The 21,468-nt window shown below is 40.2% G+C and carries 21 protein-coding genes, 1 pseudogene and 1 other annotated feature; of the genes and pseudogenes, 3 read left to right on the forward strand and 19 right to left on the reverse strand.

What is annotated here, in order from left to right; translation table 11 throughout:
• Positions 1 to 120 precede the first annotated feature (120 nt).
• The 13 genes and pseudogenes from V6C17_RS15660 to V6C17_RS15715 all read right to left on the reverse strand — a co-directional run bounded on the left by V6C17_RS15660 (position 121) and on the right by V6C17_RS15715 (position 11,949).
• Positions 121 to 654: an NYN domain-containing protein gene (locus V6C17_RS15660; RefSeq protein ID WP_333523515.1), complete on the reverse strand. Its 534-nt coding sequence runs from the start codon at positions 652 to 654 to the stop codon at positions 121 to 123.
• Positions 655 to 687: 33 nt separating this feature from the next.
• Entirely contained in the window at positions 688 to 2,037 is a 1,350-nt protein-coding gene (locus tag V6C17_RS15665) for a VanW family protein (protein ID WP_333523516.1), read from the reverse strand.
• Positions 2,034 to 2,786, reverse strand: a complete 753-nt coding sequence (gene rlmB / locus V6C17_RS15670) for a 23S rRNA (guanosine(2251)-2'-O)-methyltransferase RlmB (RefSeq protein WP_333523517.1) — start codon at positions 2,784 to 2,786, stop codon at positions 2,034 to 2,036. The genes V6C17_RS15665 and rlmB overlap by 4 nt, the downstream gene beginning before the upstream one ends.
• 488 nt (positions 2,787 to 3,274) lie before the next feature.
• On the reverse strand, positions 3,275 to 3,958 hold the full coding sequence (gene thyX, locus V6C17_RS15675; RefSeq protein ID WP_333523518.1) for an FAD-dependent thymidylate synthase: 684 nt from the start codon (positions 3,956 to 3,958) through the stop codon (positions 3,275 to 3,277).
• 11 nt (positions 3,959 to 3,969) lie between these two features.
• Positions 3,970 to 4,467 carry a Mini-ribonuclease 3 gene (locus tag V6C17_RS15680; RefSeq protein ID WP_333523519.1) on the reverse strand — a complete coding sequence of 166 codons (498 nt, stop codon included), beginning with the start codon at positions 4,465 to 4,467 and terminating at the stop codon, positions 3,970 to 3,972.
• A complete protein-coding gene (gene cysS / locus V6C17_RS15685; protein WP_333523520.1) occupies positions 4,464 to 5,906 on the reverse strand; it encodes a cysteine--tRNA ligase in 1,443 nt (480 codons plus the stop codon). The genes V6C17_RS15680 and cysS overlap by 4 nt, the downstream gene beginning before the upstream one ends.
• Entirely contained in the window at positions 5,887 to 6,558 is a 672-nt protein-coding gene (cysE, locus tag V6C17_RS15690) for a serine O-acetyltransferase (protein ID WP_333523521.1), read from the reverse strand. Before cysE ends, cysS begins: the two co-directional genes overlap by 20 nt.
• 80 nt (positions 6,559 to 6,638) lie before the next feature.
• Positions 6,639 to 6,849: a binding site (T-box leader), on the reverse strand.
• 41 nt (positions 6,850 to 6,890) lie between these two features.
• Entirely contained in the window at positions 6,891 to 8,354 is a 1,464-nt protein-coding gene (gltX, locus tag V6C17_RS15695; RefSeq protein ID WP_333523522.1) for a glutamate--tRNA ligase, read from the reverse strand.
• A 147-nt stretch (positions 8,355 to 8,501) separates the two neighbouring features.
• On the reverse strand, positions 8,502 to 8,768 hold the full coding sequence (locus tag V6C17_RS15700; RefSeq protein WP_333523523.1) for a hypothetical protein: 267 nt from the start codon (positions 8,766 to 8,768) through the stop codon (positions 8,502 to 8,504).
• A 155-nt stretch (positions 8,769 to 8,923) separates the two neighbouring features.
• Complete coding sequence (ispF, locus tag V6C17_RS16005) at positions 8,924 to 9,394, reverse strand: 2-C-methyl-D-erythritol 2,4-cyclodiphosphate synthase (RefSeq protein ID WP_442891520.1); 471 nt, start codon at positions 9,392 to 9,394, stop codon at positions 8,924 to 8,926.
• A 30-nt stretch (positions 9,395 to 9,424) separates the two neighbouring features.
• Positions 9,425 to 10,084 (reverse strand): annotated as a pseudogene (gene ispD, locus V6C17_RS16010) (2-C-methyl-D-erythritol 4-phosphate cytidylyltransferase); the annotation flags it as partial.
• Between the two features lie 136 nt (positions 10,085 to 10,220).
• On the reverse strand, positions 10,221 to 11,339 hold the full coding sequence (locus tag V6C17_RS15710; RefSeq protein ID WP_333523525.1) for a PIN/TRAM domain-containing protein: 1,119 nt from the start codon (positions 11,337 to 11,339) through the stop codon (positions 10,221 to 10,223).
• Positions 11,340 to 11,454: 115 nt separating this feature from the next.
• Entirely contained in the window at positions 11,455 to 11,949 is a 495-nt protein-coding gene (locus tag V6C17_RS15715; RefSeq protein WP_333523526.1) for a CarD family transcriptional regulator, read from the reverse strand.
• 169 nt (positions 11,950 to 12,118) lie between these two features.
• Between V6C17_RS15715 and V6C17_RS15720 the strand changes: the two genes are divergently transcribed.
• From V6C17_RS15720 to V6C17_RS15730, 3 genes are all read left to right on the forward strand, one after another.
• Positions 12,119 to 12,514 carry a DUF1573 domain-containing protein gene (locus V6C17_RS15720; protein WP_333523527.1) on the forward strand — a complete coding sequence of 132 codons (396 nt, stop codon included), beginning with the start codon at positions 12,119 to 12,121 and terminating at the stop codon, positions 12,512 to 12,514.
• 108 nt (positions 12,515 to 12,622) lie between these two features.
• Positions 12,623 to 13,741 carry a stage II sporulation protein P gene (gene spoIIP / locus V6C17_RS15725; RefSeq protein WP_333523528.1) on the forward strand — a complete coding sequence of 373 codons (1,119 nt, stop codon included), beginning with the start codon at positions 12,623 to 12,625 and terminating at the stop codon, positions 13,739 to 13,741.
• 16 nt (positions 13,742 to 13,757) lie between these two features.
• Positions 13,758 to 14,072: a stage II sporulation protein P gene (locus V6C17_RS15730; RefSeq protein ID WP_333523529.1), complete on the forward strand. Its 315-nt coding sequence runs from the start codon at positions 13,758 to 13,760 to the stop codon at positions 14,070 to 14,072.
• A gap of 9 nt (positions 14,073 to 14,081) precedes the next feature.
• Here the strand turns inward: V6C17_RS15730 and disA are convergent, their stop codons facing one another.
• From disA to V6C17_RS15760, 6 genes are all read right to left on the reverse strand, one after another.
• Positions 14,082 to 15,167, reverse strand: coding sequence for a DNA integrity scanning diadenylate cyclase DisA (gene disA / locus V6C17_RS15735; protein WP_333523530.1), 1,086 nt, complete (start codon positions 15,165 to 15,167; stop codon positions 14,082 to 14,084).
• A gap of 251 nt (positions 15,168 to 15,418) precedes the next feature.
• Positions 15,419 to 16,786 (reverse strand): DNA repair protein RadA, encoded by a 1,368-nt coding sequence (radA, locus tag V6C17_RS15740; RefSeq protein WP_333523531.1) that lies wholly within the window; start codon positions 16,784 to 16,786, stop codon positions 15,419 to 15,421.
• Positions 16,787 to 16,880: 94 nt separating this feature from the next.
• The gene (locus V6C17_RS15745) at positions 16,881 to 19,334 is read right to left on the reverse strand and encodes an ATP-dependent Clp protease ATP-binding subunit (protein ID WP_333523532.1); all 2,454 of its coding nucleotides are present in this window, start codon (positions 19,332 to 19,334) and stop codon (positions 16,881 to 16,883) included.
• Between the two features lie 16 nt (positions 19,335 to 19,350).
• Complete coding sequence (locus V6C17_RS15750) at positions 19,351 to 20,424, reverse strand: protein arginine kinase (protein ID WP_333523533.1); 1,074 nt, start codon at positions 20,422 to 20,424, stop codon at positions 19,351 to 19,353.
• Positions 20,425 to 20,436: 12 nt separating this feature from the next.
• On the reverse strand, positions 20,437 to 20,946 hold the full coding sequence (locus V6C17_RS15755) for a UvrB/UvrC motif-containing protein (protein WP_333523534.1): 510 nt from the start codon (positions 20,944 to 20,946) through the stop codon (positions 20,437 to 20,439).
• Positions 20,947 to 20,958: 12 nt separating this feature from the next.
• Entirely contained in the window at positions 20,959 to 21,405 is a 447-nt protein-coding gene (locus tag V6C17_RS15760) for a CtsR family transcriptional regulator (RefSeq protein WP_333523535.1), read from the reverse strand.
• Between the last annotated feature and the right edge of the window lie 63 nt (positions 21,406 to 21,468).

Genomic DNA, 21,468 nt, shown 5'->3' on the forward strand with positions numbered 1-21,468 from the left:
AGCGCTTGTTTTATACTAAGTTAATATACTGATGTTTCTTCAAAGCAAATTATACCCCAGGGCAGATACGGTAGTCAAGCCAAACTTGTCCTTATCCTTTTGTTACCACATACAGCTGCCCTACTTTAATCTACCGTGCCTTATATCATCTAGACGTTTAACAACATCATCATTGAGGCGATTTTCCAATTCATGTCTGCGATAGCTTTGGATATTTTCTGTATAGCGATCTCCGATTGCTTTGTTAATCCGTTTAACATCTCTTAGTAGTTCACGAGCCGACATACGAAATGCACCGGCACCTAGTACCAGCATTTGTTCAGCACAATCTGATGTTGCTACAAAAACCTTTTCCCCGTAGCGCACAAGAGCGTAAGCCTTTTTCTCAATAAAACTATCAGCAGTTTCACCTTCCTCAGTGTAGACAACCGTAAGTCCCCTTACAACCTTACGCTCAACTTCACCACCTGCAGAAAAATGGGCATCAAAAACAACTATAACCTTATAATCTCTAAAAGCTCCATAATGGGCCATAATCTCAATTAATTTATCGCGCGCATATTCTAAATCATCTTTAAGTGCAATTAGTTCCGGCCAAGCATTTATAATATTATAGCCATCGACCAGAAGATAATCTTGGCGAATCGACTTCATACTGAACTTTCTCCCCACTATGCCGTAAATCGGCTATCTATCAAGTACAAATGAAGGAATCTGCGTCCCAACTTTCACAACAGTATTATCAGGTAAGTATTGATCTTTTGATAACACTTCTCTTTTTATTTCCCGCCCTTGCGAACGAACAATTCGCATTGTAGTTACTTCATATCCAGGTTTACCTTGTCTATCAATCTTCGTTTCCCCTAGATACATTGTAGCATCCTGCTTTTTTATTACAGCTGGGGGAATTAGACGCTGGTCAGATGAAATCAACTCTACAGTTGACATTAGACGTTCTTGTCCACACACCCCTACCACCAGCTTATCACCGTTAACCTCTGCCATGATCATTATCGGCGAATTTGTATTATTTTCAAATCTAAAATCCAATGCACCAAAAACAACAGTTGCATCTCTTCCAAGAGCTACATACCCTAATGGCTTCGAATGATTGTATCGCTCGACCACAGTCAAATCAGCTAGCAAAACAGCATTATACAAAGTAGAAGACACTTGACATATTCCGCCACCTACTCCTGGAACTAATTCCCCATCTACTAATTCCATTGCTTCTTTAAAGCCGTAACTTTTTTCCCTCGGCCCTACTATTTCATTAAAGGAAAAAGCTTGGCCCGGATAAACGATATGACCATTTATCTTATTTGCTGCTAATTTAATATTGGCACTGCGGTTGACGTCTTTGGGATTAAATTTAGTAGTATAATTAGCTAAAACTTCTCGTATGCCTGTCCGATTAATATCACTAACAGTTATAGCAGGATAAAGAGGCGTAACAGGCATAGGCATACTACTTACATCAGGCTTTTTTAACGCCTGTAATACCATTGGACGCAGCACTTCAACCTCTAGTTTGCGCCCTTGCTCCTGAGGAACTATTCCTCCTGTTATAAGACTAAAGGCCGCATTACGGGGCGGCCGTTCGATTGACTCCCGCCATTGATCCACAAGATGATTCAGCTTGCTTTCATTATACTTCACTCGTATAGGAATACGGTAGCCCTGATTCTCAGCAGCATAAATATTTTTTATTCTTTCCAAGATAGATCCACGCCGCCCATAAGTCCAAACCTCTTCAACTGTAGATTCCACATCAAAATCGAATTCAATACTCTTTGAGTCGATTCTAAAGAAAGTATCACCATAGTATACACTAATACTTTTCGCCTGATGCTCCTTTTGCCAAACCTCTAAAATCTGGGCAACTTCCTCTTTACTTCTGCCGCCTATCTCTACGCCTTCAACGGCAACACCTGCAAACACCTTGTTATTATAGAATGTTTTTGCTGCATACCAAGTAAAAATACCACTAGTAATCACTAAGATACATACTACTCCCAGCAGCCATCGTTTCGTCATTTAGCCTTCATCTCCCGCTGTTTTAAGGACTCATATAATAAAAGCGAACATGCCACAGATGCGTTAAGTGAATTGATTTTTCCTCTCATCGGTATACGGACCAAGAAATCACAATGTTCCTTAGTAAGTCTGCCTAATCCTTTACCCTCACTGCCGACAACAACAACCATCGGACCGGTTAAATCAGCCTCATAGTAATCTTTATCTCCGTCCATATCGGCTCCAACTACCCAAAGCCCCTGTTTTTTTAGATCTTTAAGTGTATGAGCCACATTCCCAATTCGAGCAACAGGAACATACTCAACCGCCCCTGCCGAGGTCTTGGCAACTGTCGCTGACAGAGGGCAACTACGCCTTTTTGGTATAAGAACACCATGAACACCAGCTGCATCTGCCGTTCTCAAAATAGCTCCTAAATTATGGGGGTCCTCTAATTCGTCAAGTAATACTATAAATGGGGCTTGTCCTTTTTCTTGAGCCTGAGCTAAGATATCCTCAACTTCTACGTACTCAACTGGTGCTGCAAACGCAAGTATGCTTTGATGCCTCATGCCTTTGGCTAACTCGTCAAGTTTTTTCATTTCAACTTCTTGTACAATTAACCCGTTGTCCTTTGCAAATCCAATAATTTCCTTAACAGATCCTTGCCGTTCACCCTTAGCTATAAAAATCTTATTAATCGAACGGCCGCTCTTTAGAGCTTCCATAACACTATTACGACCAACAATAATTTCAGATGACTCACTCATTTATAAAATCCTCCTAAGCCATTAGGCTATTATATTTTTTCCAATTAGGAACCAATTATGTATAGTAGATTAATTGTGAATGCTGTTTAACGCAAAGTACTCGAAGTACTCAAAGGGGACACGAAGTTATTTGATTTACGTTTAACCGCAAAGGCGCAAACTACGCAAAGTGAACGCGATGTGATGATTTTTTGAACCGCAGAGTACACAGAGGGCGCAGAGGGGTCGCGGGGTTTTATTGGGTTTATGGGTTTATGGTTTTATGTTTAATCTTTTATTACTACGGCTAACAGGCGGCGGTGATATCTTCTGCGGGACTTGCGAGCACAGCCGTCGCCAGCTTTGCTGGCGGTAACGGCGTAGCGAGCGTCCGTAGCGGAGGATATCACTGCCGCCTGTTATGCTAAAGACTGCCATGCACGCCTATAGATAAAACCGGGATATTCCCGGTTTTAAAGAGACAATATTAAATTCCTAATATAATTGGCCTACCGAGAATTGCGCAATATTTCTGCTAAGCGCCCACAAGTCATAGCCCCTTCACCACAATACCCTTCAGAGACACAAGTCGGTCCTGCTTTTTTGAATAAAAGCGGTGCCGCATGTCTAACTTGCTCTAACATCATTTCAGCCATCTGCCTGATTTCCCACTGAGCACGTTCACAACAGCGCAGCGTAAAGAAATTAAGTAACGCTCTAGCATTCATTGTAACAACAATTTTAGTTTCTGTTGCATTAGACAAACAATAACGCGCATCCTCTTTATGAACCCCCATAGAGATTAGTTCATCATAAGTATTGCGTATATTATCCATGAGTTGGTGATACTTATCGTACGCTTCAGGATTAGCCGCAATTGAATTAGGAACTATATATTCAAAATCATGCTCACTTACATATCGCTGTGACTGTTGAGAGTACGAAGCTATACGATGTCGTACTAGTTGATGAGTTAACACCCGAGATACACCCTCAATTGCGAAGGTAAAACTTACATGCTCTAAAGTCGATAAATGGCCAAGATCGACAATCTTTTGCACTAATTTTGCAGTTTGCTCTTCAGTCATCGATTCAGCTAACTGTTCCGCCCCAACTGGGGAATAGCATAAACGCGCAGACATTGCAACCACTCTTTGAGGTTCTGGCGTATGCCAAACCAAATTTACCTTCATTTTCTCCCCACCTAGCATTTGATTTTTTTATCTGTATTTGTCATTTCCCGGGAAATAACAACAAACGCTTTTTCGGCAATTTCTGCTAACCGATCAAATTTTTCGCTAAGATAAAGATAACCAAGAAGTGATTCAAAGCCTGTACTATAGCGATACTCGCTTATTGTTGCACTTTTGGGCACATTAGATTTAGCATTACGCCCGCGTCGTACTACGGCAATTTCCTCTTCTGATAATATCTCCTCGATACCTTTATAACCCACCGCCTGCATAGCAGCAGATACTATCTTAGCATCGAAGGTATGCAGTATCCTAACCTTATTTTGTTCATAAGACAACAGTCTTGTCCTAATAAACAGCGTAAAATAAGCATCGCCGATATAAGCCAATACTAAAGGATGCAAACGTTCCACTGGTATGTCCTTATATTTAGCAGGCAGGGCACCTTCAACGTCAGTGCCCTGCTTAAATGTATTTTCTATCAAAAACTTAAAATGCTCAAAATTCATCGCTTTTTCCACCTTACGCCTTGTGGAGAATCCTCTAAAACTATGCCGATGGCACTAAGCTGATCGCGAATTTTATCTGCAGTAGCCCAATCCTTCTGCTTCCGCGCTTGCTGACGCAATTCGATAATTAAATCCATAAGTGGATTTACTAAACTATCGCTGTCTTCGAGTTTTCCCGCTCTTTCCTGCACTAGAATCCCCAATATATCAGCCATCTCAAAGTAAACATCCTTGGCCTCAGTGTAGGCTGCTGTATCGTGAGCTATTTTCCCGGAAGCAACGACACTATAGTAAACATTAATTTCCTTTGCAAGACCAAACATACTACTTATGGCCAGTGCTGAATTAAAATCATCATCCATCGCAGCATAGAACTCACTTTTAGCTTGCTGAGCGGCTTGAAGCAGAATTATACTTTGTTCGCTGCGTCCGCCATCTTTTTGTTTATCAAGTTCATGACAAGTTTCTACTGCAGTGCGAAGTCTCTCAAGACTCTTACCAGCCTCCGAGAGCCTTTCGTCACTAAAATCCAGCGGACTGCGATAGTGGGTAGCAATGATAAAGTAGCGAAGCACTTCTGCAGGATAATGAGCTAAGATATCTTTAACCATAAAGAAATTGCCAAGTGATTTACTCATTTTCTCTTCATTAACTGTAATAAACCCATTGTGCAGCCAATAATGGACAAACGGCGAGCAACCGGTACAGGCTTCAGATTGTGCTATTTCATTTTCGTGATGAGGAAATATTAGATCGCTGCCACCACCATGAAAATCAAAACTTTCACCTAGGTATTTAAGCGACATTGCCGAACATTCGATATGCCATCCAGGTCGCCCAGGTCCCCAAGGGCTTTCCCACGAAGGCTCTCCCGGTTTTGCACTCTTCCATAGTGCGAAGTCCATTGGATGATCTTTCCGATCATCAACATCAACCCGGGCACCGGCCTTCATATCTTCTAAACTACGTCCGCTAAGTTTACCGTAGCCATTAAATTTTTCTACACTGTAGTAGACATCGCCATCAACTTCATAAGCATAGCCTTTATCTTCTAAAGTTTTAACCATTGCAATTATCTCGGATATATGTTCGGAAACCAGAGGATAACTATCAGCACGTCGAATATTGAGTTTATCCATAACTTCGAAATAGGCTTTTATGTAACGATTGGCAATAACATCCCAAGATACACCTTCGCTGTTTGCGGTCTTAATAATTTTATCGTCAATATCGGTAAAGTTTTGGATATGATGTACTTTATAGCCTCTTTTTTCCATGTAGCGTTTTATAACATCCCACGTTATAAAAGGACGCGCATTCCCAATATGAGGGTGATTATAAGGGGTTACACCGCATACATACATACTAACTTTACCTGGTTCACGGGGAACAAATTCTTCTTTTTGCTTAGTTAAGGTATTATAAACTCTTACCGTCATTTGTTTTCTTCAGCTCCTCTTCTAGCCGCGTAATTCTATCCTCAAGTTTAAGAATTGTACGCTGCAGACACATTATCATTTCCATCTCTGGATCAGGCAATAGGTTGTGCTCCAAATCAATTCGATTTACTTTTTCACCGTTCATACATACTACTTTTCCCGGAATACCCACTACCGTTGAATATGATGGCACTTCTTTAAGAACAACAGAGCCTGCACCAATTTTAGAACCATCACCAACCTTAAAAGAACCCAATACCTTCGCTCCACTGGCAACTACTACATTATTCCCAACAGTTGGATGCCTCTTACCTTTTTCTTTGCCAGTCCCCCCAAGTGTAACACCTTGGTAAAGGGTAACATTGTCACCAACCTCTGCAGTTTCACCTATAACAACACCGGTACCGTGGTCAATAAACAAGCCTTCGCCTATTGTAGCTCCCGGATGTATCTCTATTCCAGTTAAGAATCTGCCTAAATTTGAAATCATCCTAGGTAGTATTACCCAACCGCGTTTAAAAAAGTAGTGTGCAATTCGATGAAGCCAAATAGCGTGCAAACCAGGATAACACAGCAGTACTTCCCAAACACTTTTAGCTGCAGGATCACGGTCAAATATGACATCAATATCTCTCTTTATTCTCCCAAACACAATAATCCCCCCTACCATAATTAAAAGACGTTTTTTTAAAAGAAAAACCTTCCAAAGGACAGCAAAAGACCACCATCTCTTACAGAGACGGTGGTCCGTGGTTCCACTCTGTTTAGGTAAAATTACCTCACTCGAATGCAGATAACGGCTGCTGCCGAACTAACCTACTAACTTTCAGCCAGTCTGCTCATGGGTGCATTTCTGCGATCTTATCCCGATATCGCTCTCAGCCAATGGCGACATCTCTCTGAAGGGCAAACTACCGCATACTCTCCCAATCAACGCATTTGTTTATATCATATGCAAGATTATACTAAGGGGAACTAACAGTGTCAATTAATTTTAGTTAATGTCGAAGCAAGCCGCGATAAAGTACGTTCTTTGCCAATGATGGTGATAAACTGGCCGAGATCCGGACCGTGCATTTTACCGGTTATAGCAACACGTACCGGCATATACACCTTCTTACCGCCAACCTTTAATTCTTTAGTAATGCTTTTCAGGATTGACTGTACTGCATTAGCACTTAATTCTTCTAATTCGGATAATTTATTCATAAAACTATTCATAACTTGTGGAATTTCAGCATCTTGTAATACCTGTTTTGCTTCATCATTTTCAAACTCAACGTTGTCATTAAAGTAAACATCCACATGATCAACCACTTGGGCAGCGTAGCTTAGATGCTCTTGAATAGTGCCGACAAATTGAATTAGATTATCTTTTTCCTCTTGAGACATAGTTTCTTGAATATATCCTGCTTCAACTAGATGCGGTAATGCCAATTCAGTAACTTGAGCTGGGGAAAGCTTTTTCATATAATGAGAATTAATCCAATTTAGTTTATCGATGTCAAAAACTGCTGGATTTTTAGCAACTCTATCCATCGAAAACTCATTTATAAGTTCGTCCAAAGTGAAAATTTCCTGTTCACTGTTCGGAGCCCAACCTAATAGTGCCAAGAAGTTAACAATAGCCTCAGGCAAGTAGCCTAGTTTTCTATATTGATCTACGGACGTAGCACCATGGCGCTTACTCATTTTAGTCCGATCTTTACCTAATATTAGTGAAATATGGCCAAACTGCGGTATCTTAAAGCCTAATGCTTCATAAAGCAGTACCTGACGCGGAGTATTCGACAGATGCTCTTCCGCTCTAATAACATGTGTTATATGCATAGTTGAATCATCTATAACTACCGCATAATTATAGACAGGAATACCATCTGATTTTACAATGACGAAATCACCAACACCGTTTGAATCAAAGCTGACTGTATCACGTACTAAATCCTTAAATATAATTTGTTGGTTCTCCGGAACGTGAAATCTAACTGTAGCTCTACGGCCTGCTGCAATAAATTCGGCTTTTTCAGTCTCTGAAATATTACGGCATCTTCCTTGATAACATGGGGTTTTGCCTTCTGCCATTAATGCCTGACGCTCAGCATCTAATTCTTCTTCGGTACAATAACAGTAGTACGCCTTGCCTTCGGATAATAGTTTATCTGTATATTGTTTATAAATATCAAGACGTTCAGTTTGTCGATAAGGACCGTAAGAACCTCCTGCATCTACACCCTCATCCCAATTTAGCCCTAACCATAGCAATGCTTTTTTAATGTTTTCCTCTGATTCTTTAGTCGAACGCTCTAGATCGGTATCTTCTACTCTTAAAACCAGCTTACCGCCGCATTTCTGGGCAATTAGCCAGTTGAACAATGCGGATCGGGCACCGCCAATATGAAACGGGCCGGTAGGACTAGGAGCAAACCGCACCCTTACTTGTTCTGACATGTTCAACCCTCCAAAATATTTCTGCATGGTCTATTCTAGCAGATTTTTCCCATTGATGTAAAGAAAACTTGGCCTACGCCAAGTTTTCTTTACTCAGTCTGTTGAAAAACCTATTACCTAGGCTTTACTTTTGATTCTAGCAGTATCCTATTTTACCTTAAACACAAAGAATCCATTTACAATATCTGGAGTCACAACTGTAGTAGGCGCGCTGCTGCTAGTAGAGGCCGGCTGTGCACCATCGGGTGAAAATGCTAGTCTCCAGACAACTTTTTCGTTATACCATAATTCTCCCAGTGTACTGCCATCATCTTGCTTAGCGATACTTACATTTATTCTAAAACTAGCTGCAGACACTGTGACTGGCCAAACGAAAACTGCAACTAACAAAAATACACATAAAAACTTTCGCATAAAAGCACCTCCAGCCACTTAAGACAAATTTCCTAAATCTAGCTTGTATAGGATTTATCTATAATATATGTCCTTATTTGCGTTTTATACGGTTTAATTATGATTTATCCGATGAACAAGCACGCTATACCCATAGCGCAGGCGAGCGTTAAGTATCACTTGATTGATGCAACTGCGTATGCTGCAATACCTTCTTTTTGACCTGCAAAGCCCAATCCTTCAGTAGTTGTTGCTTTAACATTAACTCTACTCACTTCTACCCCTAACACTTTAGCAATATTACTATTCATTTCAGAAATGAACGGTGCTAACTTCGGCTTCTCGGCAACAATAGTTGCGTCTATATTATTTACGGCATATCCATGCTCACCGATTATTTCTTTAACTCTTCCTAACAACAGAAGACTTGATATGCCCTTATAGCTGTCATCGCTATCAGGAAAATGACGACCGATATCTCCTAGTCCAGCAGCTCCAAGCAAAGCGTCTTTAATAGCATGCAGCAAAACATCTGCATCAGAATGCCCCAGCAGACCATGAGTATGCGGTACGTCAACACCACCAAGTATAAGCTTACGACCTTCAACAAGTCTATGTACGTCGTAGCCCATCCCAAATCTAACCATATTGCTGTCACTTCCTCGTTTTGTAATTACATCCGCAAAAGCCATATCTTCTGGTGTAGTTATTTTAAAGTTAGTATAGCTTCCTTTAACTATCTTTACTCTTACACCAAGTTTCTCGACCAATGCTGCATCGTCTGTAGCTAAAAAACCCATCTTGTCAGCAAACTTATAAGCACTTTTTAAAATAGAATATTTAAAAGCCTGCGGTGTTTGCACAGCCCAAAGTGCATTCCTATCTGGAGTTTCTCTTACAAATCCATCATCACCGACAGTCTTTATTGTATCTTTAACAGGTACAGCCGCAACAACTGCTCCATGCTCCCGCGCCTCCTTTATAACACACTTAATAGTATTAGTTGTTATAAGAGGTCTTGCCCCGTCATGAACAAGCACGATTTCAGTATTTTCTGATATAACAGCTAATGCATTTGCTATTGAGTACTGTCTTTCACTACCTCCAGCAACCACGGTGTATGGCTTTAAATTTTCCGCTGCACTGAGCATTCTCTGAACTTGTTCAACTTCTTCTGCTGCGACTACAATTACCATATTATCTATTTCAGCACAGGCCGAAAATGTTTCTAGGCTATGTTGTAAAACAGGCTGTCCAGCAAGTGGCAACAAAACCTTATTTATTGATGCACCCATTCTTTTCCCTTGCCCTGCGGCAGCAACAATAACTGTGACCAATATTTTTCCCTACTCTCATAATAAATTGGTATTATAATCAGAATATATTCGGTTAATCATCTATAAAACCTGTATAATCTATACCATAACGAAGCAAAAAAAAATCCGTACTCCAAGAGTACGGATTTTTGCTTTATTATGCCCCACGTTCCATTGCTTTTGGTTTGGCAAAAATCATTCTGCCAGCTGCTGTCTGAAGTACGGAAGTAACAAGTACTCCAATCGTCTCACCAATATGTTTTTTGCCACCATCAACAACAATCATCGTGCCATCATCAAGGTAAGCAACACCTTGCCCAAATTCCTTGCCATCCTTTACAACATGCACTGTCATATCCTCACCAGGAAGCACGACAGGTTTAACTGCATTAGATAGCTCGTTAATGTTGAGCACAGGTACCCCTTGAAGCTCAGAAACCTTATTTAAATTATAATCATTAGTAATAATTTTAGCTTTTAAAACTTGACCCAGCTTTACTAGTTTAGAATCTACCTCTGTAATATCATCAAAGTCGCGATTATCGATTTTAACGTACATACCCAATTCCTTCTGAATACGATTTAAAATATCTAAACCACGTCGGCCGCGATTACGTTTTAATAAATCTGAAGAATCAGCAATATGCTGTAGTTCTTCCAATACGAAGACAGGAATTATTAACGTTCCTTCAATAAAACCGCTTTTGCATATGTCAGCTATACGTCCATCAATAATAACACTAGTATCTAAAATTTTATATTGATAGTTATCGGATGCTTTATCTTTTTGTTTATCTTTACCCATCCAAGGCAATACCTCAAACAAACTTGATAATTCATCACGTTTACGTATAGTAATATTAATACCCAGATAACCTAAAATGATACTTAGGACTCCTGGTACGTAACTTCCGACAATAGGCACAGGTAAAAAAGCCGAACCCAATAAATTAGCAATTATTAGTCCAATAGCTAACCCGAGCGAACCAGCTAACACATCGTAAACTGGCATTTTATTTAATCTTGCTTCAACCCAATACGTAAATTGCCATAAATGTTTAATTAAAAAAGGTGCTGCGAGAAAGCCAATAACGCCACCCAAGATTCCACCTATCAAAAACGATAAAATAGTGGTCATTGTTAGCCCAAACAAACCCATTCTTAAAAATTCAGCACTTATTACTGAAGATAAAAACGGGTTAATTAACTTAACCAGCATTAGCCCAGCAACTGCTGTCAAAAGAGTAATTACAAATCTTAATACCTTATCCAACAAATCCCTCACCCCCTCCCATTGTCGTATTTAGGTATAGCAATTTACAAAGGGAAGCGTTTCCACCAAAATGTGGAAATCTATATTTAGTTTATCCTATAATTAATAAAAAAATACGTCAGTCGCCTGGCGTATTTTCCTTTAGTAAGTCATATACCCACGCTTCGATACTTTCAGCGTCTTTATCACAGGCTAATACCAGCTCACTTACTAGTATTTGTCTAGCAGTATCTAAGAGCCTTCTTTCACCAGTCGAAATCTTTTTTACCCTATCTTGTAGTATCAAGTTACGCACAACTTCGGCAACCTCATAGATGCTGCCGCTCTTTATTTTTAATAAGTTTGCGTTAAATCTTCTATTCCAACTGCCATTAGATTGACTAGGTTGAGTTTTTAAAATGTCTATTACTTTTTCAACTTCTGGTTGCCCAATTACTTCACGCAGGCCAACATTCTCGACATTATTCATCGGTATCATAACCTTCATACCGCCAAAAGGCATGGTAAGAATGAAATAGAGCTGCCGCTGTCCCATTACTTCGTGTTCTTCTATTCCTTCAATAACACCAGCACCGTGCATAGGGTATACTACCCTATCCCCAACAGTCAACATAGCAGCACCTCCTGACGCTAAAATAAATTATATCATAAAGGCTTTTTCCTGTCAAAATTTAATATTTTAGCACAGTCGCAGGATTATTGTCAATTATCGTTTTTCAATACCAACCATTGACAATGTTGGTTTTATGTAGATATAATAATTTCAAAGTGAGGTGTTCACCGTGAATGATAAATGCTGCATCGATTTTCAAAACGCTGTCGATGATTACTTAATTCGTCACCGCAGTGTTCTAGACATTCTAACTAAATACCAGGAATCGGCCGCCCGTGTTAATCGCGCCTTTGCCAAAGCTGTGACAGAATGTGGCTGTGTAAAGGTTAATGCGTCACGCCAGGAAATTCCATCAGATGCCGAATACAGCGACATAAAAAAATTCATGTCTTCACACCTATCTGGTAAACCGTGTGATCACTGTCAAGAAATCATCAGTAAGGAACTAGGACATAATATTTTTTATCTAACGGCCTTATGCAACTTAGGCGGACTCAGTCTAGCCGAAGTTATGAAACAAGAATGTAAAAACGTAACTACATTAGGGGTATTCCATCTAACTTAAATTATAACTACTAAATTTTTTTGCAGCCTAGGGCTGCATTTTTTATTACATAAATGAGCTAGTTAGCGGACATGATACATCTAACGATAGATGTAAAGAGGTGTGTTCATGCGTTTAATAGCTTTTCTTACAGCATTGCTCATTATCTGTACTCCCCCCGCCTGTTTTGCTAATCTTCTTCCTTATGAGGGAGACGAACTAGAATCAGGTTATGTTACTATTGTTGATGATGCAGGCGAAATTATCATGCAGACAGGGTATAACGTTAAGCCCGGCGATCAATATATAAACGAAGAAAATCGTCTCTATGAAGTAACGGCTGTAGAGGGAACACTAGCTAAAGCAAGATTTCTAGGCACCGAATTCGATATAGCGATGGAGGCATCGGCGATCCCAGCGCAGGCACCTGCTGATGCTCCTAAACTTATCAGTATTTATCACACTCATACCGATGAATCTTATATCCCGCATGACGGAAAATCTTCTACACCTGGCAAAGGAAGCATTATGCTAGTTGGAGATGTCTTTCAAAAGCGATTAGAAGAGCTTGGCTATACGGTTGAGCACAGTAAAACTATCCACGAGCCTCATGATGCAAATGCATACCAGCGCTCACGCCGAACCTTCGTAAAATTAATGGAAAACAGACCTGTAGCGCTTTTCGATGTTCATCGCGATAGTGCTCCGTTAAAAGCATATAGCACCACTATAAACGGCGAACCTGTAGCTAAAGTTATGCTAGTAGTAGGTCGACAAAATCAAAATAAGGCTACTACCTTGAACTATGCCAAAAGAATTAAGGCGGCAGCTGATGCGAAATATAAAGGTCTAATTCGCGGCATCTTTATTGCCCGCGGAAACTACAACCAAGACCTTAATCCGCGTGCTATGCTAATAGAAGTTGGAACTCAGTACAATTCATTCGGGGCAGCTGAGAGAGGTGTTACTTTATTTGCAGATGTTGTTCCTAGCTTTTTGAAAACTAATCAAAAAGGAACAGCTTCCGCAGCACCGGCTGGTCAAGAAGCAGAAGATGAGTATGCAGGAGCTGGCGATGAAAAATCCTATAGCAGCGATATGCTTTATATAGCTGGTGCTCTTGTTGTCGGCGTTGCAGCTTTTCTTTTCTTAAGTACAGGCAGTATGAACGAAGCCAAGAGTAAATTTAGCAATTTCTTTAAATATGAATTTAGAGATTTATGGAGTTCCCGCCGGAAACGTAAGTAAAGCAGGAGGCTTAAGTATGATAAATCGTCGCTTTTTACTTATTGCGGGAGCAGTAATTCTTATCGGAGTTATGACTTTTAGTTCACTGCACCTGCTGCCTTTGCAAAATTTTTTATCAATACAACAAAAGCCTGAGCAGGCCCCACAGAAAGTTTACGATTACTATATAATAATTGATGAACAAAGCGGTGCTGAACTAATGTATGTGCCCCTTGTTGTTAGCATTGGGGACGAAGTTCTATCTGAGGATAATAAATTGTACGAAGTCGTGCGAGTAGAAGAAAACCAGGCTTACGCCCGGTTTAAAAAAGATATTAAACTTGATAATTAATTATTTTTTCTACATATAACGGTCCAGCACTGCCTGTTCGCGCAGACGCTTGAGACCGTCTTTTATTGATTTAGCTCTAACTTCACCAATACCTTCCACATCATCCAGTTCAGAAATACTTGCGTTATAGATGTGATGAAGTGTCTTGAACCTTGTCACTAGATTTTCGACTACAGCCATGGGTAAGCGAGGAATTCGCCGGAGCAGCCTGTACCCCCTAGGAACAACAGGAACATCAATTGAATTAGCAGATACTCCAAAACCTAAGATACGACACACTGTATACGGCTCTAAGCTTTCTTCTGGCAAAGTGGACAACTGAAATCGAACATTATTATGTGTCTTGTCATCATTACTTAAGCAATAATCTTTTATTAAGTAATAAATATCATCTTCATCGGAAACTATTTCTTCCATTTGCATACTTACAAGACGGCCCTCTGTTCCCAATTCGATAATATTGTGTTCTATTTCTCTGGCAATCCTACTTACCTGTTCTGCCCGAATGATAGGCCCAGCAACATCCGCTAAAGTTACCAAATCCTCAAATTCGAGAGCATTTAGATTTGTTAATCCTTTTTTAAGTACGGCTTGGTATTTCTCAAAAGTTTGAAGTGCCTGATTGGCTCGGTTTAAAATAACGGTAATATCTTTTAGTATATAACGTATATGACCTACGTAAACGGAAATAAGGTTTCTACGCTGCGATATAGAAATGACTAACGTCCCAGTCTGCTTGGCTACTCTTTCAGCAGTCCGATGCCTTGTACCAGTTTCAGATGTACTAATTGCCGAATCAGGTACTAACTGAGCATTAGCATATAATATCTTTTTTGCATCCTGAGAAAGGATGAGTGCACCATCCATCTTTGCCAATTCATAAATTGCCGCAGGCGTATATTCCGTATTAAGGAAAAATCCACCATCAACTGTTTCCATAATCGATGGATTATCACCCACTACTACAAGTGCCCCCATCTTGGCTCGTAGAATATTCTCCAAACCTTCTCTTAGCGGCATTCCAGGTGCCAATGATTTAATAATATTTATAAACTTTGAATCCCAAAGACGCTCTTGTGCTTTATTCATTGTCATTATTCCTGGCCTCCACCGCCGGTATATAATATAAAATAGTGTTCCCTATAAGAGTAATCTTTTACCACATTCTTCTTAGATTCTTAAATAATTAAACCATTTTAAAAGAATTCCTTCTAACATCTACCTTTTTATAATCTAACAAAAATTGTTTTATAAATTGAGACTAATTCATGTTTAATTTTTAGTATTGCTACTTGAAGATAACCTATTCGAGCGGGCTTGATCATCAGGTAAAAATTATCTGGTAATTAATCTAAGCCTGCTTCAAGCGCCTCAATAACTGTTTCTACTCCGGTCAGTTGAATCGCCGAAATTTTAGGCAGATTATTCAAATTGGCTTTGGGAAGTATAATCCTCTTAAAACCCATTTTCGCAGCTTCTCTGATTCGAGATTCAGCATGCGACACAGCTCTTACTTCGCCTGCTAATCCAACCTCCCCAAAGGTTACTGTATTAGCAGTTGTGTTCCTATTACGGAAGCTCGAAACTAAAGCCATAATAAGTGCTAAATCTGCTGCAGGTTCCTCTACTTTTATTCCCCCAGCAATTTTCACATACACGTCAGATGTTCCCAACATCAAACCTACTCGTTTTTCCAGCACAGCTAGCAGTAATTGAATACGCTTTATATCGATGTAGTCTGAAGTTCGTCTTGGTGGCATAAATGGCGAATCACTCACTAAAGCCTGAATTTCAACTAATAACGGTCTAGTTCCCTCGACTGTTGGAATTACCACACTGCCAGGTACATCCATTGGTCTTTCAGATAAAAATAACTTAGAAGCATCCGGCACATCCACTAGACCTTCACCACGCATTTCAAACAAACCAATCTCATTAGTACTGCCAAAGCGATTTTTTACTGCCCTTAAAACTCTAAATTGAGCGTTGCGATCACCTTCGAAATATAAGACGGTATCTACTATGTGCTCAAGCACACGAGGTCCAGCCAAGGCCCCATCTTTGGTTACATGCCCAACTACAAATGTTGCTATTGAATTATTTTTAGCTAATCGTAGTAATTGGACCGCGCTTTCTCTAACTTGACTTACACTTCCAGGCGCACTTTGCAGTTCTGGTCTAAATACAGTCTGTATTGAATCAATCACTAAAAGTTCTGGTGCTAATTTTGCTGCCTGCTGTTCTATAATATCAAGATTTGTCTCGCTCAGGACAAATAAATTTTCGTTAATTGCATTAAGTCGATCTGCTCTGAGACGTACTTGGCGAGTACTTTCCTCACCCGTAACATATAAAACTTTCCCACGATTCTTGGCAATGTGAGCACAAATCTTCAAAGTTAAGCTAGATTTGCCAACTCCCGGATCCCCCACTATTAGTACCATTGAACCTGGGATTACCCCTCCTCCTAGTACACGATCAAGCTCCTCTGATCCAGTTTCAAATCGTGGCATATCATCAACAGCTACCTCGGCTATTGGAATCGGTAATTGACCAGTTGATAGGCCTAACGCTAATCCACCTCTTGCTGGCTCGGACTTCATTACTTCTTCTGTCATCGAATTCCAAGCACCGCACCCTGGGCATTTCCCCAGCCATTTTGGCGAATCATAACCACATTCCTGGCAGAAAAAGGCCGTTTTCTTCTTAACCATGAAACATACCCCTTCCCAGCTAATAACGAAAAGCACTCTAAGTAGAGTGCTTTTCGTTATTTATCAGCTTTTTCCTGCATTCTAGTATCTAATTTTAAACGTTTTTCTTCGAAAAGGTTAACTTATCATCAGCATCGGTATCAACAATTATCGTATCTCCCGCCTGTGCGGAACGGCTGAGCATCATTTCGGCAAGCTCATCTTCAACTTGTTTTTGAATAGCTCTGCGTAGAGGTCTAGCCCCATACGCATGGTCACGTCCAACTTTCAACAGTTCAGTTTTCGCGTTGTCAGTCACCTCAAGCTTAATATCACTGTCAGCTAAACGTCTCGCAACATCATTTAGCATTATATCAACAATCTTAATAAGCTCATTATCAGTTAGGCTGCTAAAAACAATCAATTCATCAACCCTGTTTATAAATTCTGGCCGGAAAGTTTTTTTAACTTCATCCAATACTTTTGCCTTAGCGGACTGTCCACTATCATCTGCATTTGTACCAGCTAAAAAGCCCATAGTTCCAGTATCTTGTTTCAAATGCTTAGCACCAACATTAGAAGTCATAATTATTACCGTATTCTTAAAGTCTACTGTTCTTCCCTGACTGTCTGTTAGCCGCCCATCTTCAAGTACTTGTAGTAAAATGTTAAATACATCATAATGGGCTTTTTCAATTTCGTCTAACAAAATAACAGAATATGGTTTGCGGCGAATAATATCAGTAAGCTGTCCTCCCTCCTCATAACCTACATATCCGGGAGGAGCACCTACTAACCTTGATACTGTATGTTTCTCCATATATTCTGACATATCAAGTCGAACCATCGCTGTTTCGTCGCCAAAAAGTGCTTCTGCAAGAGCTCTTGCTAGTTCAGTTTTGCCAACTCCTGTCGGTCCTAAAAATATAAAGGAGCCAATCGGGCGTTTAGGATCTTTAAGCCCAGCACGAGCTCTCCTGACTGCCCTTGCCACAGCTTTAACAGCATCTTCCTGCCCAATAACACGATTATGAATTATTTCTTCGAGTTTTAATAGTCTTTCTGATTCTTCTGCGGCAAGCTTTTTAAGTGGTATACCTGTCCATGCCGCTACCACATTTGCAATGTCATCAGCAGTAACTATACTTCGACTAGTCTCACGTTCACGCCACTGTTTTTGTTTACTTTCTAGTTCGGCCTTTAATCGAGCTTCATCATCTCTCAATTGAGCGGCACGTTCATATTCCTGTGCAGTTATCGCAGCTTCTTTTTCAGCACGTAATTTTTCCAGCCTTTTCTCGGTCTGCTGTATATCGTCTGGTGCCGAAAAACTCTGCAGACGAACACGTGACGCAGCTTCATCCATTAAGTCTATTGCTTTATCTGGCAAAAAGCGGTCTGAAATATAGCGGTGTGACAATTTAACTGCAGCTTCAATTGCTTCATCAGTGATTTGTGCCCGATGGAATGCTTCGTATTTATCGCGTATCCCACGTAGAATAGTTATCGCATCGTCTATTGATGGTTCACCTACGATAATCGGTTGAAATCTTCTTTCTAAAGCGGCATCCTTTTCAATGTGCTTTTTATATTCGTTTAAAGTTGTTGCACCAATAGCTTGCAGCTCGCCTCTGGCAAGAGCAGGTTTTAATATATTAGCGGCATCTATTGCCCCTTCAGCAGCTCCAGCTCCAATTAAGGTATGCATTTCATCAATGAAAAGTATAACATTTCCGGCTGCCCTTATTTCTTCCATTACCTTCTTTAGACGCTCCTCAAATTCACCGCGGTATTTTGAGCCAGCAACCATTGAAGCCATATTTAGTGATACTACCCGCTTCGATCGCAAAATATCAGGTACTGTTCCTTGGACAATTCGTTGAGCTAAACCTTCAGCTATTGCCGTTTTACCAACACCTGGTTCACCGATTAAAACAGGATTATTTTTAGTTCTTCTGCTCAGGATTTGGATTACCCTTTCAATTTCATTGTCCCGACCAACAACAGGATCAATCTTTCCTTCTTGGGCCAATCCATTTAAATCACGCCCAAAATCATTTAGTGTTGGCGTATTTACATTGGCCGCTTCTGGTCTTGAGCTGCCCGGCTTTGACTGAGGTGCTGCCCCAGCATTGCCAAAACCGCCTAACATTTGAATAACAACTTGACGAACACTGTTTAAGTCAGCGCCCAAACTAGCTAAAACCCGGCCAGCGACACCTTCGTTTTCACGCACTAACCCTAGTAAGATGTGCTCGGTACCGATGTAATTATGACCAAGATTTTTCGCTTCTTCTACCGCAAGCTCCATTACTTGCTTGGCACGCGGTGTGTAGCCTACTTCACCAGTAGTAGTATTACCCCTTCCGATCAGTGCCTCAGTTTGAGCACGAACTGCTGCTAAATTTATATTAATTGAAGCTAGAGCTTTAGCAGCAACACCTTCCCCTTCATGCACCAAGCCAAGTAGTAAATGTTCAGTTCCAACATAACCGTGTCCTAATCTTTTAGCCTCTTGCTGGGCTAACTCCAATACTTTTATAGCTCTCCCAGTAAATCTATTGTACATAGTCATTCACCCCTTGTTATTCTTTTTCAGTATTTTCTAATGATTCTCTAATTAACTGCGCACGCAAACGATTTAAATCTGATTGGCTTAGTTCTTCATTGCCAACTAGTTTTTGCAAGTAGTTCGGTCTTGTTGTGACCAGCAGTTCGTTGAATATATCCGCTCGAATATCTTCAACTATTCTAAAGTCAATACCTAATCTTAGTTCGCTTAACAACGCAAGAGCTTCCTGCCCTGACATACTTCTGGCATAACGCAAAATTCCATAAGCTCGCCAAACTTTATCAATTAATGCATCAGGTGAATGCTTATAAAGTGATTGACGCGCTGTTCGCTCATGACTTATTACCTGTTTAACAGCACTAGTAAGATTGTCAATAATTTCGTTTTCACTAAATCCAAGTGTTAGTTGATTAGAAATTTGAAATATATTGCCGGAAGCCTCAGTGCCTTCTCCGTAGAATCCCCTTACAGCTAATCCTAATTGGGGAGCAGCATTAACTATTCGATTAATTTGCCTTGTAAATACTAAACCTGGTAAATGCATCATCACCGAGGCTCTTATCCCTGTGCCTAGGTTTGTTGGGCAAGCAGTAAGATAGCCAATTTGTTCGCTGAAAGCAAAGTCAATTTTAGCCTCAAGAATATCATCAATTTTATGTGCTAGCTTCAAGGCATCAGAAAGTTCTAACCCGGGATACATACACTGTATTCGTAAGTGATCTTCCTCGTTAATCATAACGCATACGGTAGCATCATCACTAACAACTAATGCTCGATTTTCAGGTTGGGCGGCATGATTGGGACTGATAATATGTTTTTCAACAAGCACATTTCGCTCTAACGAAGTTAATTTATCAAGTGCTACAAATAAGTAATTACTATCAGTTTCAGCCCTAAGCTCACTTAGCGATTCCTGTATTTTAGCTTCTACTTGAGAAAGCTGTTCAGAGGTTGCTCTATTTGGGAAAGGCAATTCGCAAACATTACGTGCCAAACGGATACGGCTTGATAATACTATATCTCCATCCAGCCCTCCGCCATTCATCCACGGAGTCCGGGGTTGATCCAAAAGATATTCTAAAGACATTTATCTCCCCTCCTACTCCTTAGCATTAAGTTCTCTTTCTAATAGTCTTATTTCATCACGCAATTTCGCAGCGCTCTCAAACTCTTCTTTTTCCACGTACTTTTCCAATTCATGTCTCATACGTTTAATACGCTGTCTAATTTCCAAAGATTCTCCTGACCTTTTAGGTATCTTACCAGTGTGAGTACTGGAACCGTGAATTCGCCGTAAAAGGGGTTCAAGCTTGCTGCCAAAAGTAGAATAGCACGTACTGCACCCAATTTTACCGTTCCTACTAAAATCACGATAAGTCATCCCACAGTTAGCGCATGCTTCAACTTTAGGCTGAGCAGCTTCTACAAAACTATTACTAAACATTCCTTTTAAAAAGTCATGCACAGAAAATTTATGGTCAGTAGAAAAAATCATGTCTCCGCTTTCCTTAGCGCAGTACTCACATAAATGCTTATCTATTTTTTGATTGTTTGCTATTTTAGTTATGTGTACGCATGCCTGCCGCTTTTTGCAATCATCGCATAGCATTAAAACTCCTCCTCATGTGAAATCAGCCAAATTTAAAAAGACTGAACGTAATAATCCGACACGCTCTTGCGGTGCTGCTTTTTTAAACATAAAAACTGATATCTGCATTATAAGCGACGCTTCCCTGCCACTAATCAGGCTGTTTGCGACTAGATGTCTAACAACTTCAGTTATATCTTCTAGCGAAGTGTCATTGTCAATCTGATTTGCAATATCATGATAAATAATACTCTGTATTGGGGTTCGGGCAATACGTATGAAGCCACCAGAACCACGTCTTGACTCAACAAGAAAGCCTCTTTCAATGGTAAATCGAGTACTAAGAACATAGCTTATTTGGGATGGAGCACAATCAATTTCTTCGGCAATTTCATTACGGCGCAATACTACAATATTATTCTGTTCTAATGAAATTCTTCGCAAAATATATTCTTCAATCAAGTCAGCTAAATTACTCATAACACCACCTGCTAACTTTCCAATCTAATATTTGACCTTTTGACCTTTGTTTATATTATATTT

This window comes from Dendrosporobacter sp. 1207_IL3150 (genome assembly GCF_036763085.1).
Classification (GTDB): Bacteria; Bacillota; Negativicutes; order DSM-1736; family Dendrosporobacteraceae; genus JBAIYU01.

Coding starts and splice junctions, on each gene's coding strand:
- radA (WP_333523531.1), bottom strand. CDS start 16,786: ATGGTTAAGAAGAAAACGGCCTTTTTCTGCCAGGAATGTGGTTATGAT.
- cysS (WP_333523520.1), bottom strand. CDS start 5,906: ATGACGGTAAGAGTTTATAATACCTTAACTAAGCAAAAAGAAGAATTT.
- V6C17_RS15660 (WP_333523515.1), bottom strand. CDS start 654: ATGAAGTCGATTCGCCAAGATTATCTTCTGGTCGATGGCTATAATATT.
- V6C17_RS15700 (WP_333523523.1), bottom strand. CDS start 8,768: ATGCGAAAGTTTTTATGTGTATTTTTGTTAGTTGCAGTTTTCGTTTGG.
- V6C17_RS15665 (WP_333523516.1), bottom strand. CDS start 2,037: ATGACGAAACGATGGCTGCTGGGAGTAGTATGTATCTTAGTGATTACT.
- rlmB (WP_333523517.1), bottom strand. CDS start 2,786: ATGAGTGAGTCATCTGAAATTATTGTTGGTCGTAATAGTGTTATGGAA.
- gltX (WP_333523522.1), bottom strand. CDS start 8,354: ATGTCAGAACAAGTAAGGGTGCGGTTTGCTCCTAGTCCTACCGGCCCG.
- thyX (WP_333523518.1), bottom strand. CDS start 3,958: ATGAAGGTAAATTTGGTTTGGCATACGCCAGAACCTCAAAGAGTGGTT.
- V6C17_RS15715 (WP_333523526.1), bottom strand. CDS start 11,949: ATGTTGACTGTTGGGGATAGGGTAGTATACCCTATGCACGGTGCTGGT.
- V6C17_RS15750 (WP_333523533.1), bottom strand. CDS start 20,424: ATGTCTTTAGAATATCTTTTGGATCAACCCCGGACTCCGTGGATGAAT.
- V6C17_RS15760 (WP_333523535.1), bottom strand. CDS start 21,405: ATGAGTAATTTAGCTGACTTGATTGAAGAATATATTTTGCGAAGAATT.
- ispF (WP_442891520.1), bottom strand. CDS start 9,394: ATGGTTAGATTTGGGATGGGCTACGACGTACATAGACTTGTTGAAGGT.
- V6C17_RS15745 (WP_333523532.1), bottom strand. CDS start 19,334: ATGTACAATAGATTTACTGGGAGAGCTATAAAAGTATTGGAGTTAGCC.
- spoIIP (WP_333523528.1), top strand. CDS start 12,623: ATGCGTTTAATAGCTTTTCTTACAGCATTGCTCATTATCTGTACTCCC.
- V6C17_RS15680 (WP_333523519.1), bottom strand. CDS start 4,467: ATGAATTTTGAGCATTTTAAGTTTTTGATAGAAAATACATTTAAGCAG.
- V6C17_RS15755 (WP_333523534.1), bottom strand. CDS start 20,946: ATGCTATGCGATGATTGCAAAAAGCGGCAGGCATGCGTACACATAACT.
- disA (WP_333523530.1), bottom strand. CDS start 15,167: ATGACAATGAATAAAGCACAAGAGCGTCTTTGGGATTCAAAGTTTATA.
- V6C17_RS15730 (WP_333523529.1), top strand. CDS start 13,758: ATGATAAATCGTCGCTTTTTACTTATTGCGGGAGCAGTAATTCTTATC.